This is a genomic window from Micromonospora costi, from assembly GCF_003626655.1.
GTDB classification, from domain to species: domain Bacteria; phylum Actinomycetota; class Actinomycetes; order Mycobacteriales; family Micromonosporaceae; genus Micromonospora; species Micromonospora costi.
The window spans coordinates 1,645,792-1,659,768 of sequence record NZ_RBAN01000001.1 but is presented as its reverse complement, the minus strand read 5'-3'; the positions used below and the strand labels follow the sequence as shown (position 1 = coordinate 1,659,768).

At 72.2% G+C, this 13,977-nt stretch carries 13 protein-coding genes; 10 read left to right on the top strand and 3 right to left on the bottom strand.

Annotated elements, in window-relative coordinates; all coding sequences use genetic code 11:
* Window positions 1-172: 172 nt before the first annotated feature.
* From D7193_RS07480 to D7193_RS07465, 4 genes are all read left to right on the top strand, one after another.
* Window positions 173-916, top strand: a complete 744-nt coding sequence (locus D7193_RS07480; protein WP_120778554.1) for a M50 family metallopeptidase — start codon at window positions 173-175, stop codon at window positions 914-916.
* 28 nt (window positions 917-944) lie between these two features.
* Window positions 945-1,928: a ketopantoate reductase family protein gene (locus D7193_RS07475; protein ID WP_120778553.1), complete on the top strand. Its 984-nt coding sequence runs from the start codon at window positions 945-947 to the stop codon at window positions 1,926-1,928.
* A gap of 61 nt (window positions 1,929-1,989) precedes the next feature.
* A complete protein-coding gene (locus D7193_RS07470; protein WP_120778552.1) occupies window positions 1,990-2,490 on the top strand; it encodes a SigE family RNA polymerase sigma factor in 501 nt (166 codons plus the stop codon).
* Window positions 2,483-3,340, top strand: a complete 858-nt coding sequence (locus D7193_RS07465; RefSeq protein ID WP_120778551.1) for a hypothetical protein — start codon at window positions 2,483-2,485, stop codon at window positions 3,338-3,340. Before D7193_RS07470 ends, D7193_RS07465 begins: the two co-directional genes overlap by 8 nt.
* Window positions 3,341-3,462: 122 nt before the next feature.
* Here D7193_RS07465 and D7193_RS07460 read toward each other — a convergent pair whose 3' ends face one another.
* Window positions 3,463-5,046, bottom strand: coding sequence for an acyl-CoA carboxylase subunit beta (locus D7193_RS07460; RefSeq protein WP_120778550.1), 1,584 nt, complete (start codon window positions 5,044-5,046; stop codon window positions 3,463-3,465).
* Between the two features lie 84 nt (window positions 5,047-5,130).
* On the opposite strand from D7193_RS07460, the gene D7193_RS07455 reads away from it, so the two are divergent.
* Together D7193_RS07455 and D7193_RS07450 are read left to right on the top strand one after the other, a co-directional pair.
* Window positions 5,131-6,006: a biotin--[acetyl-CoA-carboxylase] ligase gene (locus D7193_RS07455; protein ID WP_120778549.1), complete on the top strand. Its 876-nt coding sequence runs from the start codon at window positions 5,131-5,133 to the stop codon at window positions 6,004-6,006.
* Window positions 6,007-6,185: 179 nt separating this feature from the next.
* Entirely contained in the window at window positions 6,186-6,758 is a 573-nt protein-coding gene (locus D7193_RS07450) for a PH domain-containing protein (protein WP_120778548.1), read from the top strand.
* A gap of 216 nt (window positions 6,759-6,974) precedes the next feature.
* Here D7193_RS07450 and D7193_RS07445 read toward each other — a convergent pair whose 3' ends face one another.
* The gene (locus D7193_RS07445) at window positions 6,975-7,694 is read right to left on the bottom strand and encodes a GtrA family protein (protein ID WP_120778547.1); all 720 of its coding nucleotides are present in this window, start codon (window positions 7,692-7,694) and stop codon (window positions 6,975-6,977) included.
* A gap of 63 nt (window positions 7,695-7,757) precedes the next feature.
* Window positions 7,758-8,294, bottom strand: a complete 537-nt coding sequence (locus D7193_RS07440) for a GtrA family protein (RefSeq protein ID WP_120779333.1) — start codon at window positions 8,292-8,294, stop codon at window positions 7,758-7,760.
* Between the two features lie 443 nt (window positions 8,295-8,737).
* Between D7193_RS07440 and D7193_RS07435 the strand changes: the two genes are divergently transcribed.
* The 4 genes from D7193_RS07435 (at window position 8,738) to D7193_RS07420 (ending at window position 13,947) form a co-directional block, all read left to right on the top strand.
* Window positions 8,738-10,582, top strand: coding sequence for a phosphoenolpyruvate carboxykinase (GTP) (locus D7193_RS07435; RefSeq protein ID WP_120778546.1), 1,845 nt, complete (start codon window positions 8,738-8,740; stop codon window positions 10,580-10,582).
* Between the two features lie 37 nt (window positions 10,583-10,619).
* Window positions 10,620-11,459 carry a hypothetical protein gene (locus tag D7193_RS07430; protein ID WP_120778545.1) on the top strand — a complete coding sequence of 280 codons (840 nt, stop codon included), beginning with the start codon at window positions 10,620-10,622 and terminating at the stop codon, window positions 11,457-11,459.
* 543 nt (window positions 11,460-12,002) lie between these two features.
* Window positions 12,003-13,145, top strand: a complete 1,143-nt coding sequence (locus D7193_RS07425; RefSeq protein WP_120778544.1) for a geranylgeranyl reductase family protein — start codon at window positions 12,003-12,005, stop codon at window positions 13,143-13,145.
* Between the two features lie 31 nt (window positions 13,146-13,176).
* Window positions 13,177-13,947, top strand: coding sequence for an isoprenyl transferase (locus D7193_RS07420; protein WP_120778543.1), 771 nt, complete (start codon window positions 13,177-13,179; stop codon window positions 13,945-13,947).
* Window positions 13,948-13,977 lie beyond the last annotated feature (30 nt).

Below are 13,977 nucleotides of genomic sequence, written 5' to 3'. Positions count from 1 at the left end.
CTATCGATTGATGGAAATCTTTGGAGGTAACTGCCCAAGATCGCAAGGGGGCCTAAAGAAACTTTCATTGGCGGCCGCATGGACGCCGGACATCTGGACAACTCGTGGCCGGTGCGCGACGCTGCGTCACGAAGGTGATCTCCGGCTCGGCTTACCGGTAGGCTCGCGCCCCATGGTGTCGTTCGACGGGCTGACCGACCTCTGGGACCGGCTGTTCGGTGCGCAGCCCGACCCGCCGCCGCTGCTGGTCATCGTCACCGCGGCGGTCGCGCTGGTGGTCGTGTCCACGCGGCTGCCGTGGCGGATCGGCCGCAACGCGATCACCATCGCCCACGAGGGCGGGCACGCCCTGGTCGCCCTGCTGACGGGCCGCAAGCTGCGCGGCATCCGGCTCCACTCGGACACGTCCGGCCTGACCCTCTCCGCCGGCCGGCCCAGCGGGCCCGGCATGATCCTCACCCTGCTCGCCGGTTACGTGGCCCCGCCGCTGGTCGGGCTGGCGGGCGCGTGGCTGCTCGGCGGCAACCGGATCACCCTGCTGCTCTGGGTGGCCGTCGTGCTGCTGCTCGCGATGCTCGTGATGATCCGCAACGCGTTCGGCGTGGTGTCGCTCCTGGTCACCGGTGGCGTGGTGCTCGCCGTCTCCTGGTACGCCTCGCCGCAGGTCCAGGCCGCGTTCGCGTACGTCGGGGTGTGGTTCCTGCTGCTCGGCGGCGTACGGCCGGTTGTCGAGCTGCAACGCCTGCGCTCGCGGGGACGGATGCCGGCCTCCGACGCCGACCAGTTGGCCGGGCTCACCCCGTTCCCCGCGTTCTTCTGGGTGACCGTGTTCGCCCTGGTCAACCTCGCCGTGCTGGTCGTCGGCGCCACCCTGCTGGCCGACCCGCTGCTCAGCGACGGCCGGCTCACCCTCTGACCGGGCAGAGCAGGGGCAGAATGGGGTCGTGCGCTATCTGATCATCGGGGCGGGAGCGGTCGGCGGCACCATCGGGGCGCGGCTCGCGGACGCCGGGTACGAGGTCACGCTGGTGGCGCGGGGCGCGCATCTCGCCGCGATTCGGGAGCGTGGCCTGACCCTCCGGCAGCCGGAGCAGGAGCGGAGCCTTCGGCTCCCCGCCACCGACCGGCCGGACGGGCGGCCCCTGCCCGCCGACACCGTCCTGGTGCTCACCGTGAAGTCGCAGGACACCGAGGCGGCGCTCGCCACCTGGGTGGACGCGCCGGTGGCCGGCGGCGGTACGGCGGGGGAGCGGCTGCCCCTGTTCACTGCACAGAACGGTGTGGCCAACGAGGCCGCCGCCCTGCGGCTCTTCGCCCGCGTCCACGGGGTCTGCGTCTGGCTTCCGGCCACCCACCTCGACCCGGGCGTGGTGGTGGCCAACGGCCACCCCCATCCGGGTGTGCTGCACCTCGGGCGCTACCCGTCCGGATCGGACGACACCGACCGCGCGGTCGCCGCCGAGTTGACCGCCGCCGGTTTCGTGGCGCCGGTACGCGACGACGTGATGCGCTGGAAGTACGGCAAGCTGCTGGGGAATCTCGGCAACGGTGTGCAGGCGCTGTTCGGGCGCGCGTACCCGGAGGACCTGGCCGAGCGGGTGCGGGCCGAGGGCGAGGCGGTGCTCGCCGCGGCGCGCATCGCGCACACCGACCGCGCGGAGGAGGCGGCCGCGCGCGGCGACCTCGTGCGGCACCGCCCGGTCGGCGGCGAGCAGCGGGCCGGCGGCTCCACCTGGCAGAGCCTGGCCCGGGGCGCCGGCTCGGCCGAGACCGACCATCTCAACGGGGAGATCGTGCTGCTGGGCCGGCTGCACGGCGTACCGACGTCGGCGAACGCCGCGGTGCAACAGGCGGTGCGCCGGGCCGTGCGCGAGCGGATCCCGGCCGGCGAGTTCCCGTACGCCGAGCTGGCGAAAATGCTCGGCTGAGGAGGCAACCGCCCGCACCGTCCGGCGCGTGTCACCTGCGACCGCACGGGGAGGTAACCAGGTGCCGGACGTCGAGGGGTTCGACGAGTTCTACCGGGGCAGCCGGCAACGGCTGCTCGGGTTCGTCTACGTGCTCACCGGCAACCTCGCCGAGGCGCAGGATGCCGTCCAGGAGGCGTACATCCGGGCCTGGCAGCGGTGGTCGACCGTGAGCGGCTACGAGGATCCGGAGGCGTGGACCCGCGTGGTGGCCACCCGCATCGCGGTCAGCCGCTGGCGCAGCCTGCGCAGCCGGGCGCGCGCGTACCTGCGGCACGGCGCCGTCGAGACGGTGCCGCCGCCGGGCACCGAGACCGTCGAGGTGGTGGCCGCGCTGCGCCGGCTTCCCGAGGAGCAGCGCACCGCGATCGCCCTGTACTACCTGCTCGGCATGCCGGTCGCCGAGGTGGCCCGGGAGACCGACGCCCCGGTGGGCACCGTCAAGGCCCGCCTCTCCCGCGGGCGCGCCGCGCTCGCCGGGCTGCTCGCCGTCTCTGATCTGGGGGAGGCCGCCGATGCGTGACGACCTGACGTTCGCCGAACAGGTGCAGCGGGACCTGCGCGACGTGCACTGGCCCGGGCCGGAGGAGATCCGCGCGCTGGCCCGGCGGCGCAGCCGGCGCAGGATCGTCGCGGCGACCGCCGTGCTGGCCCTGGCCGGGATCTCCGCGGCGGCGATCGCCGTGCCGGGCGGGTCGTCGCCGCCGCCGGCCGCCTCGGCCAGCCCGACCGCCTCCCCGCGGGCCGAGATCGCCCGGGAGGCGCTGTTGCAGCCGGCCGACCTGGCCCAGCCGGTCGACGTGGAGCTGTACGAGTCGGGGTTGGGTGAGGTGGTCGACCTGTCGAGCATGCTGGGCCACTGTCGCGAGACTCAGGGACTGCCGGTGGGCTGGGTGGAGTCGCGGCTCTCCCGGTCGCAGACCATGCTGCGGGAGGGGCGGGCGGGCGCCGACTCGCGGCCCGCCGACGTCGTCGCGACGCAGGGCCTCTACCGGCTGGCGCCCGACGATGCGGGTGCCTTCTTCAGCGAACTCGACGCGCTCGTCGCGCCGTGCGCCCGGTGGCGCAGCGTCGGCCCGTACGAGCTGAAGGGGCGCTCCGGCACGGCGGAAGCGGTGCACTCGTGGCAGGTGGTGCGGCGGGGCTTCGCGGGCGACGAGGCGGTCGTCCTGCGCCACACCGTGTCGCGGCCCCGCGACCTGAAGACCGGCGAGACGATCGGCGACGAGATGCGGCCCACCGACACCGCGGTCGTGCGGGTCGGCGACCTTATCGCGGTGCTCAACCTGAACGAGGCGACCGAGGCGGAGCTGATGCAGCTCTCCGTGGTCGCGGCCGCCCGGATGTGCGCCGCGGCCAACCCCGGCTGCTGACACGGATCGTCGCGCGGTGCAGTGGCGGGTGCCGCGGCGCGCGGCGGTCGCCCGCGCAGGGGCGGCCGCCCGGCCCGCGCGGGCCGGGGCGGAGACTCGGAGCGGGCCGCCGAGCGGTGGGCTCAGAGCGGGATGTTGCCGTGCTTCTTGGGGGGCAGGGTCTCGCGCTTGGTGCGCAGCACCCGCAGGGCACGGACGATCTGGGTCCGGGTCTCGTGCGGCGGGATCACCGAGTCGACGTACCCGCGCTCGGCCGCGACGTACGGGTTGGCGAGGGTGTCCTCGTACTCGGCGATCTTCTCGGCGCGCAGCGCGGCCGGGTCCTCGGCGGCGGCCAGTTCACCCCGGTACAGGATGTTCACCGCGCCCTGCGCGCCCATCACGGCGATCTGCGCGGTCGGCCAGGCGAAGTTCAGGTCCGCGCCGAGGTGCTTGGAGCCCATCACGTCGTACGCCCCGCCGTACGCCTTGCGCGTGATCACCGTGACCTTCGGCACGGTGGCCTCGGCGTACGCGTAGATGAGCTTCGCGCCGCGGCGGATGATGCCGTCCCACTCCTGCCCGGTGCCGGGGAGGAAGCCGGGGACGTCCACGAAGGTCAGCACCGGGATGTTGAACGCGTCGCAGGTGCGCACGAAGCGCGCGGCCTTCTCCGACGCGGCGATGTCCAGCGTGCCGGCGAAGTGCATCGGCTGGTTCGCCACCACGCCCACCGGCCGCCCCTCGACCCGGCCGTAGCCCACCACGATGTTCTGCGCGTACAGCGGCTGGACCTCGAGGAACTCCCCGTCGTCCAGCACGTGCTCGATGACCTGGTGCATGTCGTACGGCTGGTTGGCCGAGTCCGGGATGAGCGTGTCCAGTTCCCGGTCTTCGTCGGTGACGTCCAGGTCGGCGGGCGCGTCGTAGACGACCGGCTCGTCGAGGTTGTTCGACGGGAGGTACGACAGCAGCGCCTTGACGTACTCGATCGCGTCCTCCTCGTCGTTCGCGAGGTAGTGCGCGTTGCCGCTGCGGGTGTTGTGGGTGCGGGCGCCGCCCAGTTCCTCCATCCCGACGTCCTCGCCGGTGACGGTCTTGATGACGTCCGGGCCGGTGATGAACATGTGCGACGTCTGGTCGACCATCACCGTGAAGTCGGTGACCGCGGGGGAGTAGACCGCCCCGCCCGCGCACGGGCCCATCACCAGCGAGATCTGCGGGATGACACCGGAGGCGCGTACGTTGCGGAAGAAGATCTCGCCGTAGAGGCCGAGGCTGACCACGCCCTCCTGGATCCGGGCGCCGCCGGAGTCGTTGATGCCGATCACCGGGCAGCCGATCTTCATGGCGAGGTCCATCACCTTGACGATCTTCTCGCCGAAGACCTCGCCGAGGGAGCCACCGAACACCGTGAAGTCCTGGGCGAAGACGCAGACCTGCCGGCCGTCCACCGTGCCGTAGCCGGTGACCACGCCGTCGCCGTACGGGCGGGTCCTCTCCAGCCCGAAGTTCGTGGACCGGTGCCGGGCCAACTCGTCCAGCTCGACGAAGGAACCCTCGTCGAGCAGCATCTCGATCCGCTCCCGGGCGGTCTTTTTGCCCCGGGCGTGCTGCTTCTCGACCGCCCGCGCCGACCCGGCGTGCACCGCCTCGTCGACCCGCCGGTCGAGGTCCGCCAGCTTGCCCGCCGTGGTGTGGATGTTGATCCCGGTGTCGGTAGTCACCCAGGGAATATAACGATGGTTCAGGCCGCGGCCGCTGTGCAGTACACCTCAGTGCCGGCCGTCCGGCGGCCGTAGGCTGGCGGGATGCCGGGTTCCCCGTACACCGATCTGGAACGCCCGCCGCTGTCGGCGGCGCGGCTGCGCCGTGCGCTGGTCGCCCCGTACGGCCCGTGGACCCGCCTGGAGCTGCACGCCGAGACGGGCTCGACCAACGCCGACGCGGCGGAGGCCGCGCGGGCCGGTGAGCCGGAGGGGCTGGTGGTGGTCGCCGAGCGGCAGACCGCCGGGCGGGGGCGGCGCGGCCGGGTGTGGCAGTCGCCGCCGCGGGCCGGGATCGCGACGAGCGTCCTGCTCCGGCCGGGTGAGGCGGTCCCGGAGCGCGGCTGGGCGGCGGTGCCGCTCACGGGGTACGGCTGGCTGCCGTTGCTGGCCGGCGTCGCGCTCGTGGATGCGGTGGCCCGCCTCGCCGAGCTGGATGCGGTGCTCAAGTGGCCGAACGACCTGCTGATCGAGGGCGCCAAGTGCGCCGGCGTGCTCGCCGAGACCGCGCCCGGGGCGTCGCCGGGCCAGCCCCCGGCCGTCGTGGTGGGCATCGGTCTGAACGTCACGCTGCGCGCCGACGAGCTGCCGGAGAACCCCACGGGGCTGCCCGCCACGTCGCTGCAGCTGGCCGGGGCGGCGGCCACCGACCGGGACCCGCTGCTGCGGGCGCTGCTGCGTTCCGTGGCGGACTGGTACGACCGCTGGCGTACCGCCGGAGGGGACGCCGTCGAGAGCGGGCTGCGGGAGGCGTACCTCGCGGCGTGCGCGACGATCGACCGTCCGGTACGTGTCCTCCTGCCCGGCGGCGGCGAGGTGACGGGCACGGCCACGGGCGTGGACACCGACGGCCAACTGGTGGTGGAAACCCCGGAGGGTGAACGCCACCTGGCCGCCGGCGACGTACTCCACCTCCGCTGAACCCGTCCCCCTTCCCCGCGATCTTGCAGTTTCTGCCCCGGCGAAAGGGGTCAAAAGGCGCGAACGGGGGGCCGGAAGTGCAAGATCGCGGGGGATGGTGAGGGCCGGCCGCGCGGCTGATGGCCCCACGGGCGGTGACCGGTTACGGTCAGCCCGTCCGTTCCTGCGAGGAGGTTTCCGTGGCGTTCCCCGAAGACGTGCTCACCGAGGACGAGCATGTCGTTCTGCACCTGCACCCGCACTGGAAGGCGCTGATCCGGCCGGTCGTGGTGCTGGTGCTCGCCGTCGCCGCGGTGGTGGCCGGCGTGATCCTGCTCCCCTCCGGCGGCGGCGGGTCGATCGCGCTGGCCGTGATCGGTGTGCTCGCACTGGTGGCGGTGCTCTGGCTCGGGCTCTGGCCGTTCCTGGTCTGGCGCACCACGCACTACCTCTTCACCAACGAGCGGGTGCTGCTTCAGCACGGCGTGTTCTCCCGGGACCGCCGGGACATCCCGCTGACCCGGGTCAACGACCACTCGATGAGCCAGCGCTTCGTCGAGCGGCTGCTCGGCTGCGGCACGCTCACCATCGAGTCGGCCGGCGAACGCGGGCAGTCCCTCCTCGTCGACGTGCCCCGGGTGGGCCAGGTGCAGACCAAGCTGTACGAGCTGGTCGAGGCCCAGCACGACAAGCACTCGCTCGGCGACGGTGAGATGCGCGAGATCCTCGCCGACATGCGCGAGGGCAAGCCCCTGCGCGACACCACAACCTGACGGGACCACCCCCGGCCCGCCCCGCGCCGCGCCCCCGCCCGGCTGGCGCCCCGCCTCTCCTCGTTGATCATGAAGTTATTGCCCCGACACGCCGTGTGCGGGGGCAATAACTTCATGATCAACACGAGGCGCCCGCCCCCGCGAGGCGCCCGCCCCCGCGAGGCGCCCGCCCCCGGGAGGCCGGCCGGGCGGGCCGGCGGGCGGCGGCGGGAAGGGTTAGCGGCGGGGGAAGCGGCGGGTGATGGGCTCGAGCTTGGCCAGCTCGGCGTCGAGGTCGACGTCCGCGAGGCCGGCGTCGAGCCGGGCCTTGCGCTGCGCGCCCGGTGCGACGGGCAGGCCGGTCGTCGGGACGCTCGGACCCGGTTGTTCGCGGACCGGCGACTCGGTCTCCTCGAGTTCGGAGACCGACTCGGCCAGCTCGGCGACCGGGTCCATCTCCGCCATCGTGTCCCACTCGTCCCGCGGGATGTGGTGCCAGTTGTCCTTCTCGTCGGGCACCGGCGCGGGGGCCTGGAACACGAAGGTCCGGTACGACCAGAAGCGGAACATGGTGGCCAGCAGTACGCCGCCGGTCTTCGCCACGTTCAACGCCAGCAGACTGGTCACACCCAGGCCGTACTTGGCCGCCGCGAGGACGCCCAGTTCGATGAGCAGGCCCGTCGCGTTGAAAAGGAGAAACAGGACATACTCGCGACGGAGTGCCGACTTCGGTCGATCCCGGTACGTCCAGTGGCGATTCATGAGGTACGACGTGATCGTCGCGACGACGGTCGCGATCACCGTCGCCTTTAGCTGGCCGTCGACGAAAACGGTCAGTGCCAGCGCATTGAACACGGCGTAATTGATTGCGGTGTTGATGCCACCGACGATGCCGAATTTGAGCGCCTCGTGGATGAACTTCTGCCAGCGCTCGGGCAGCAGACGGACAAGACGCATGCGGAACACCTTAGGGCAGTGGGTTGAGCCGGCTCTGTTCCGGCCGGACGGATGGGCGGTAGGTCACGCCCCGTGATCCCGGTCGTTCGCCACTTCCGGAACGGCCTGGGTTCCCGCTTCGACGAAGACGAACCGTCGATAGGACCAGAACCGGAACAGCGTCCCGAGGCCGGTGCCGACGATGAAGCTGGCGATGTTGTCGGCCAGACCGGTGCGGAAGACCTCCGGCCAGACGCTGCCGAGGCCGTAGCGGCTGATGGCGAGGCAGGCCACGGCGATGCCCAGGCCCACACCGTTGAAGAAGAAGAACAGCGCGTACTCGCGGGCCGGGTTGCTGCGCTGGCGGTGCCGCCACGTCCAGAACCGGTTGCCGAGGAAGGCGACGGTCGCGGCGATCACGGTCGAGATGGTCTTCGCGGTGACCTGTTCGAAGCCACGCCCCGCGGTCAGGAAGTTGAAGAGCGCGAAGTCGAGGAGAAAGGCGATCCCGCCCACGGTGGCGAACTTGCTCAGCTCGTGGACGAGGTGACCGAAGCGGTCGACCAGTGCGCGGAGCGGGCCCGTGCGGGCCCGTGGAGAGCCCGGCTGCTCCTCCGTCATCGTCGCGGCCACCCGCCGAGCCTACCGGCTGCTGACACGCCACAGGGGTAACAACGGCGAGCGGGGACGCCCGGCATCGGCGGGGTCTCCGGCGTCCGCGGTGGACATGCACCGAGAGTAGTCGCGGGGAGCACGGATCCGGAGCGGAACGGCGGATCCCGTACGACCGGTGCGGGACGGGCGGTGGGCCTCGTGCGGCCACCACGCGACGAAGGTTCCCCGCAGGATTTGCGTGAAACTGCGCGTAAAAACGGGTATCAGCTCGTGATGCCGCAGCGTGGCCGTACCTTGTGCAGTTCTTCACAACCAGTCCCACTGACTGGGGAGGCTGGCCGGTTTACGCTGAGCCCAATCCCAGGTTTCCACGTAGGCGAAGCGGTTCCCGCCCGCCAAGACTCGTGCATCCCATACATCGGTCAGCGTCGACCACAAGGAGATGTGTCATGGTTGCTCCGGCTACTGTTCGGGGTATCGATCAGGCCCCGACGTCCCACCCGAAACTGCTCGCCTGGGTCCGTGAGGTCGCGGAACTGACCACACCCGACCGGGTGGTCTGGGTGGATGGGTCCGACGAGGAGTGGCGTCGCCTCACGGATGAGCTGGTGGAGGCCGGCACCCTGATCCGGCTGAACCCCGAGAAGAAGCCGAACTCGTTCTACGCCCGCACCGACCCCTCCGACGTCGCCCGGGTCGAGGAGCGCACATTCATCTGTTCCGTCGACGAGGCGGACGCCGGCCCCACCAACAACTGGATGGCGCCGGCCGAGATGAAGCGCGTCATGACGGACCTTTACCGGGGTTCCATGCGCGGGCGCACCATGTACATCATCCCGTTCGTCATGGGCCCGGTCGAGTCGAAGAGCCCCATGTTCGGCGTGGAGATCACCGACAGTCCGTACGTGGTCGCCTCGATGCGCATCATGACGCGGATGGGCAAGAAGATCCTCGACGCGATGGGCAACGACGCGGACTTCGTGCACGCGCTGCACTCGATCGGCGCGCCGCTCGCCCCGGGCCAGAAGGACGTGGCCTGGCCGTGCAACGAGACGAAGTACATCTCGCACTTCCCGGAGACCCGCGAGATCTGGTCGTACGGGTCCGGCTACGGCGGCAACTCGCTGCTCGGCAAGAAGTGCTACTCGCTGCGGATCGCGAGCGTCATGGGCCGCGACGAGGGCTGGCTCGCCGAGCACATGCTGATTCTCAAGATCACCTCTCCGGATGGCGGGGTCTACCACATCGCCGGCGCGTTCCCGTCGGCCTGCGGCAAGACCAACCTCGCCATGCTGGAGCCGACCATTCCGGGCTGGAAGGTCGAGACGATCGGTGACGACATCGCCTGGATGCGGTTCGGCCCGGACGGCCGGCTCTACGCCGTGAACCCGGAGTACGGGCTGTTCGGCGTGGCACCCGGCACCGACTGGAAGACGAACGCCAACGCGATGCGGACGCTCGACCGGGGCAACTCCATCTTCACCAACGTGGCCCTGACCGACGACGGCGACATCTGGTGGGAGGGGATGGGTGACCCGCCCGCACACCTGATCGACTGGAAGGGCAACGACTGGACGCCGGAGAGCGACAGCCTCTCCTCGCACGCGAACAGCCGGTTCTGCACGCCGATCACGCAGTGCCCCATCCTCGCCGAGGACTACTACGACCCGAACGGCGTGCCGATCGACGCGATCCTGTTCGGTGGCCGTCGTCGGGACACCATCCCGCTGGTGACCGAGGCGCGTGACTGGGTGCACGGCGTCTACATGGGTGCCACGCTCTCCTCGGAGACCACCGCGGCCGCGTCCGGCGCGGTCGGCGTTGTCCGCCGCGACCCGATGGCGATGCTGCCGTTCATCGGCTACAACGGCGGCGACTACTTCCGGCACTGGATCGAGATGGGCAAGGGCGCCGACGGCGACGAATCCAAGCTGCCCCGCATCTACTACGTCAACTGGTTCCGCAAGGACCCGGAGGGCAACTTCCTCTGGCCGGGCTTCGGGGAGAACTCCCGGGTGCTCAAGTGGGTCATCGAGCGGATCGAGGGGCGCGCGGAGGCGGTGGAGACCCCGATCGGCATGGTCCCGGCGGAGGACGCGCTGGACGTCGAGGGCCTGGACATGACGCCCGAGGACGTCCGGATCGCGCTGAAGGTCGACCCGGAGGAGTGGCGCAGGGAGCTGCCGCTGGTCACCGAGTGGTTCGAGAAGTTCGGCGACAAGCTGCCCGGCGTCCTCTGGGCCGAGCTCGACGCACTGCGCGCGCGGCTCGACGCGGAGCAGCCGCAGCGGTAGGTGTACCGCGCCCCGTGCCGGGGCATCATCGGATTCCATGAGGACGGCCGCCGAGACCCAGGTCCGGCGGCCGTCCGCCGTTCGCGCGCTGACCGCGCTGCTCGCGGTGACGGCGGCGGCCACCGTCGTGGTCGAGCTGCTCAACTGGTGGTACGCCCCGGAGCAGGGCTTCGGGCTCGCGGTCCGGACCGGTTGGGCGATGCTGCGCTCGCTCGGTTTCCTCGTGCTGATCGGGCACGTCCGTCGCGGTCGGACGGTAGCGCGGCCGTTCGGGCTGATCCTCGCGGTCACCACGGTCTTCGCCGTGGGGCGGCTCGTCGTGCCCCAGGCCGGCGTGCCACCGCTGCCCGGCGCACTCGGCTTCGCCCTGCTCACGGGGCTCTGCGCGGCCGTGGTCTGGCTTCTCTACCGCTCGCCGGCGCTGGCCGGCCACCTGGTGCGGCACCGTCCCCGCCTGGTCATCGACCGCTCCGGCTTTTCCTTTCGGGAGGTGCCGCCCCGACGCCCGGAGGCCAGCGGCTGGCTGCTCACGAGCCGGGTGGCCGCCTTCACGTACAGCCCGCTGATGCTCGTACCCGCGCTGATCGCCGCGGGCGCGGTGCTGGACGGACGGCTGGTCGCCGTGCCGGCCGTGCTGGTCTGGTTCGGCGCCGGGGTCGCGGCGAGCTGGGCCGTGCTGTTCTGCACCGCCTTCCTCATGCGCGGCCGGCGCTGGGCCCGCGGCCTCCTGGTCGCCGTCACGGCGATCGTGCTCGCCGTCGACCTGCCGCTGTGCCGGTGGCTGCTCGGCGTGGACGGGCTGATCCGCGACGGCGGCCCGCTGGTGGTCGCGGCCGCGCTGGCGCTCTACGGCCTCTGGCGCGCCGAACGCGCCTGACCGGCCGCTCAGGGCCGGGGCATGGCGGCGGCGCGCCGTGGGGCCGCGTCGCGGCGCACGACCGGCGGCGCGGGCGGGACCGATGGGCGCTGTCGAGCTGCCCCATATCTGGGACCGCGCACCCGGGCATCGCCGCCCAGCATCACGGGGTTCTCGACACGGGCTTGGGCAGGGCGGAGGCGTTGCCGTGAGCCGGCCGGGGATACCCGCCAGGTAGGTGCGCGGAGCGGCGGTATCCCGCCCTCCGCCCGCAGTAGCACCCACACCCAGGCGCCCCGGGATGGCAACTATTTCCGGGAAGTTGCCGCCTCTAGGCACCGCCAAGGCACCAAGTTCCCGGAAATAGTCGCCTCCGCCAGCGCGGAAGGGACAACTTCCAGGAAGTTGCGGCCCACGGGCCGACCGGCGCGCGTCGTCGGTGGGCGTCCAGGCGCGACGTCCCGGTGCGGTACCGGCCACGGAGTGTTGCCAGAGGGCAGGATGGTGCGGTGAGCTTGGTCACCGGCCGGCGCCGGGCGGGCCACCGGCGGAGGGGGGCGACGCGTGAGCGACGAGTTCGACGTGGCGGTGGTCGGGGCGGGCCCGGCGGGGGCGGCCGCCGCGCTGACGGCCCGGCGGGCCGGTGCCCGGGTGCTCCTGCTCGACCGGTCCGACTTCCCCCGCGACAAGGCGTGCGGGGACGGGATCGCGGCGCACGCGCTCGACGTCCTCGACGAGCTGGGCGTGCCGGACGCGGTCGCCGGCTATCCGCCGCTGCCGGCGCTGCGCCTGGTCGGCCCGGGTGGCGGGACGGTGGCCCGCACGCTGCCCCGGCCGGCGTACACGGTGCCCCGGACCGTCTTCGACGCCCGGCTGGTCGCCGCGGCAGTGGCGGCCGGCGCGGAGCTGCGCCGGCACACGGTGCGCCGGGTCGAGCAGCACGCCGACCGCGTGATCCTCGACGACGAGCTGGTCGCGCGGGCCGTGGTGGGCGCGGACGGCGCCGGGTCGGTGGTGCGCCGGGCGCTCGGCAACCCGGTGAACCCGGACCGGCATCTCGCGCTGGCCATGCGGGGGTACGCGCCGGCCCTGCCGGGGCCGCCGGAGCAGCTCATCGTCACCTCGCACGGGCGCTGGCCCGCGTACGCCTGGTCCTTCCCCATCGGTGACGGCCGCGCGAACGTCGGGTACGGGGAGGTTCTCCGCGGTGAGCCACTGACCAGGACGTACCTGCTCGATCGGCTCGCCGCGCTGCTCCCGGGCACGGACCCGGCCACGGTCGAGGCGCTGCGGGCGCACCACCTGCCGCTGTCGACGCACCGCCCGTCGCCCGGCCGGGGCCGGGTCCTGCTGGCCGGCGACGCGCTCTCGCTGATCAGTCCGTTCACCGGCGAAGGGATCTTCTACGCGCTGCTCTCGGGTGCGCTGGCGGGCGCGGCGGCGGCCGGATCGCCGGCGCGGGCCGCCCGCCGGTACGCCGACACGCTGCGCCGCCGGCTCGGCACCCACCTGCGGCACAGCTCCGTGGCGGCCTGGCTGGCGCGGCGCCGGCGGGTGGTCGACGCGGCGGTGCGTGCCGCGAACCGCGACGACCGGGTCTACCGGGCCGTCGTGGAGCTCGGGCTGGGCGACGGACGGCTCGACGCGCGCACCCTCGCGATGATCGGCATCGGTCTTGCGGCCCGGGATGAGGCTCCGCGGCGATGATCCGCCCGACCGGTCGCTACGCTTCTAGGTGATGTCTCTGCGGAACCTTGTCTACTCCGTGTACGAGCGCCGCCTGCGCGCGAAGCTCGTGGGCAAGCCGGTGCCCCGGCACGTCGGCGTCATGTGCGACGGCAACCGCAGGTGGGCCAAGGAGATGGGCTTCGTCGATCCCAACGACGGGCACCGGGTCGGCGCGGCGAAGATCAAACATGTCCTGGGCTGGTGCGACCAGGCCGGGATCGCCCACGTCACGCTCTACCTGCTGGCCACCGACAACCTGCGCCGTCCGGCGAGCGAGCTGGAGCCGCTGCTCCAGATCATCGAGGACCTGGTGGTCGAGCTGGCCGAGGAGGGCAATCCGTGGCGGCTGCGCATGGTCGGCGCGCTCGACCTGCTCCCCGCGCAGACCGCCGCCGCGCTCAAGGCGGCCGAGGAGCGTACGCGGGGCCGCAGCGGCGGGGCCGAGGTCAACATCGCGGTCGGTTACGGCGGCCGGCGGGAGATCATCGACGCGGTCCGCTCGCTCCTGCTGGAACACGCCGCCGGCGGCGGCACCATCGAGGAGCTGGCCGAGACGCTGGACGTCGAGCACATCGCCGAGCACCTCTACACGCGCGGTCAGCCGGACCCGGACCTGGTGATCCGCACCAGCGGCGAGCAGCGCCTCTCCGGCTTCATGCTCTGGCAGTCGGCGCACTCGGAGTTCTACTTCTGCGAACTCAACTGGCCCGACTTCCGGCACATCGACTTCCTGCGGGCACTGCGCTCGTACGGCAACCGCCAACGCCGCTACGGCGCCTGACCCGGAGGCGCCTGACCCCGGCGGGCGGCC

Bases quoted from the DNA above. Each gene is read 5' to 3' on its own strand.
- D7193_RS07480 (WP_120778554.1), top strand. From the start codon at position 173: ATGGTGTCGTTCGACGGGCTGACCGACCTCTGGGACCGGCTGTTCGGT.
- D7193_RS07465 (WP_120778551.1), top strand. From the start codon at position 2,483: ATGCGTGACGACCTGACGTTCGCCGAACAGGTGCAGCGGGACCTGCGC.
- D7193_RS07455 (WP_120778549.1), top strand. From the start codon at position 5,131: ATGCCGGGTTCCCCGTACACCGATCTGGAACGCCCGCCGCTGTCGGCG.
- D7193_RS07445 (WP_120778547.1), bottom strand. From the start codon at position 7,694: ATGCGTCTTGTCCGTCTGCTGCCCGAGCGCTGGCAGAAGTTCATCCAC.
- D7193_RS07440 (WP_120779333.1), bottom strand. From the start codon at position 8,294: ATGACGGAGGAGCAGCCGGGCTCTCCACGGGCCCGCACGGGCCCGCTC.
- D7193_RS07435 (WP_120778546.1), top strand. From the start codon at position 8,738: ATGGTTGCTCCGGCTACTGTTCGGGGTATCGATCAGGCCCCGACGTCC.
- D7193_RS07430 (WP_120778545.1), top strand. From the start codon at position 10,620: ATGAGGACGGCCGCCGAGACCCAGGTCCGGCGGCCGTCCGCCGTTCGC.
- D7193_RS07420 (WP_120778543.1), top strand. From the start codon at position 13,177: ATGTCTCTGCGGAACCTTGTCTACTCCGTGTACGAGCGCCGCCTGCGC.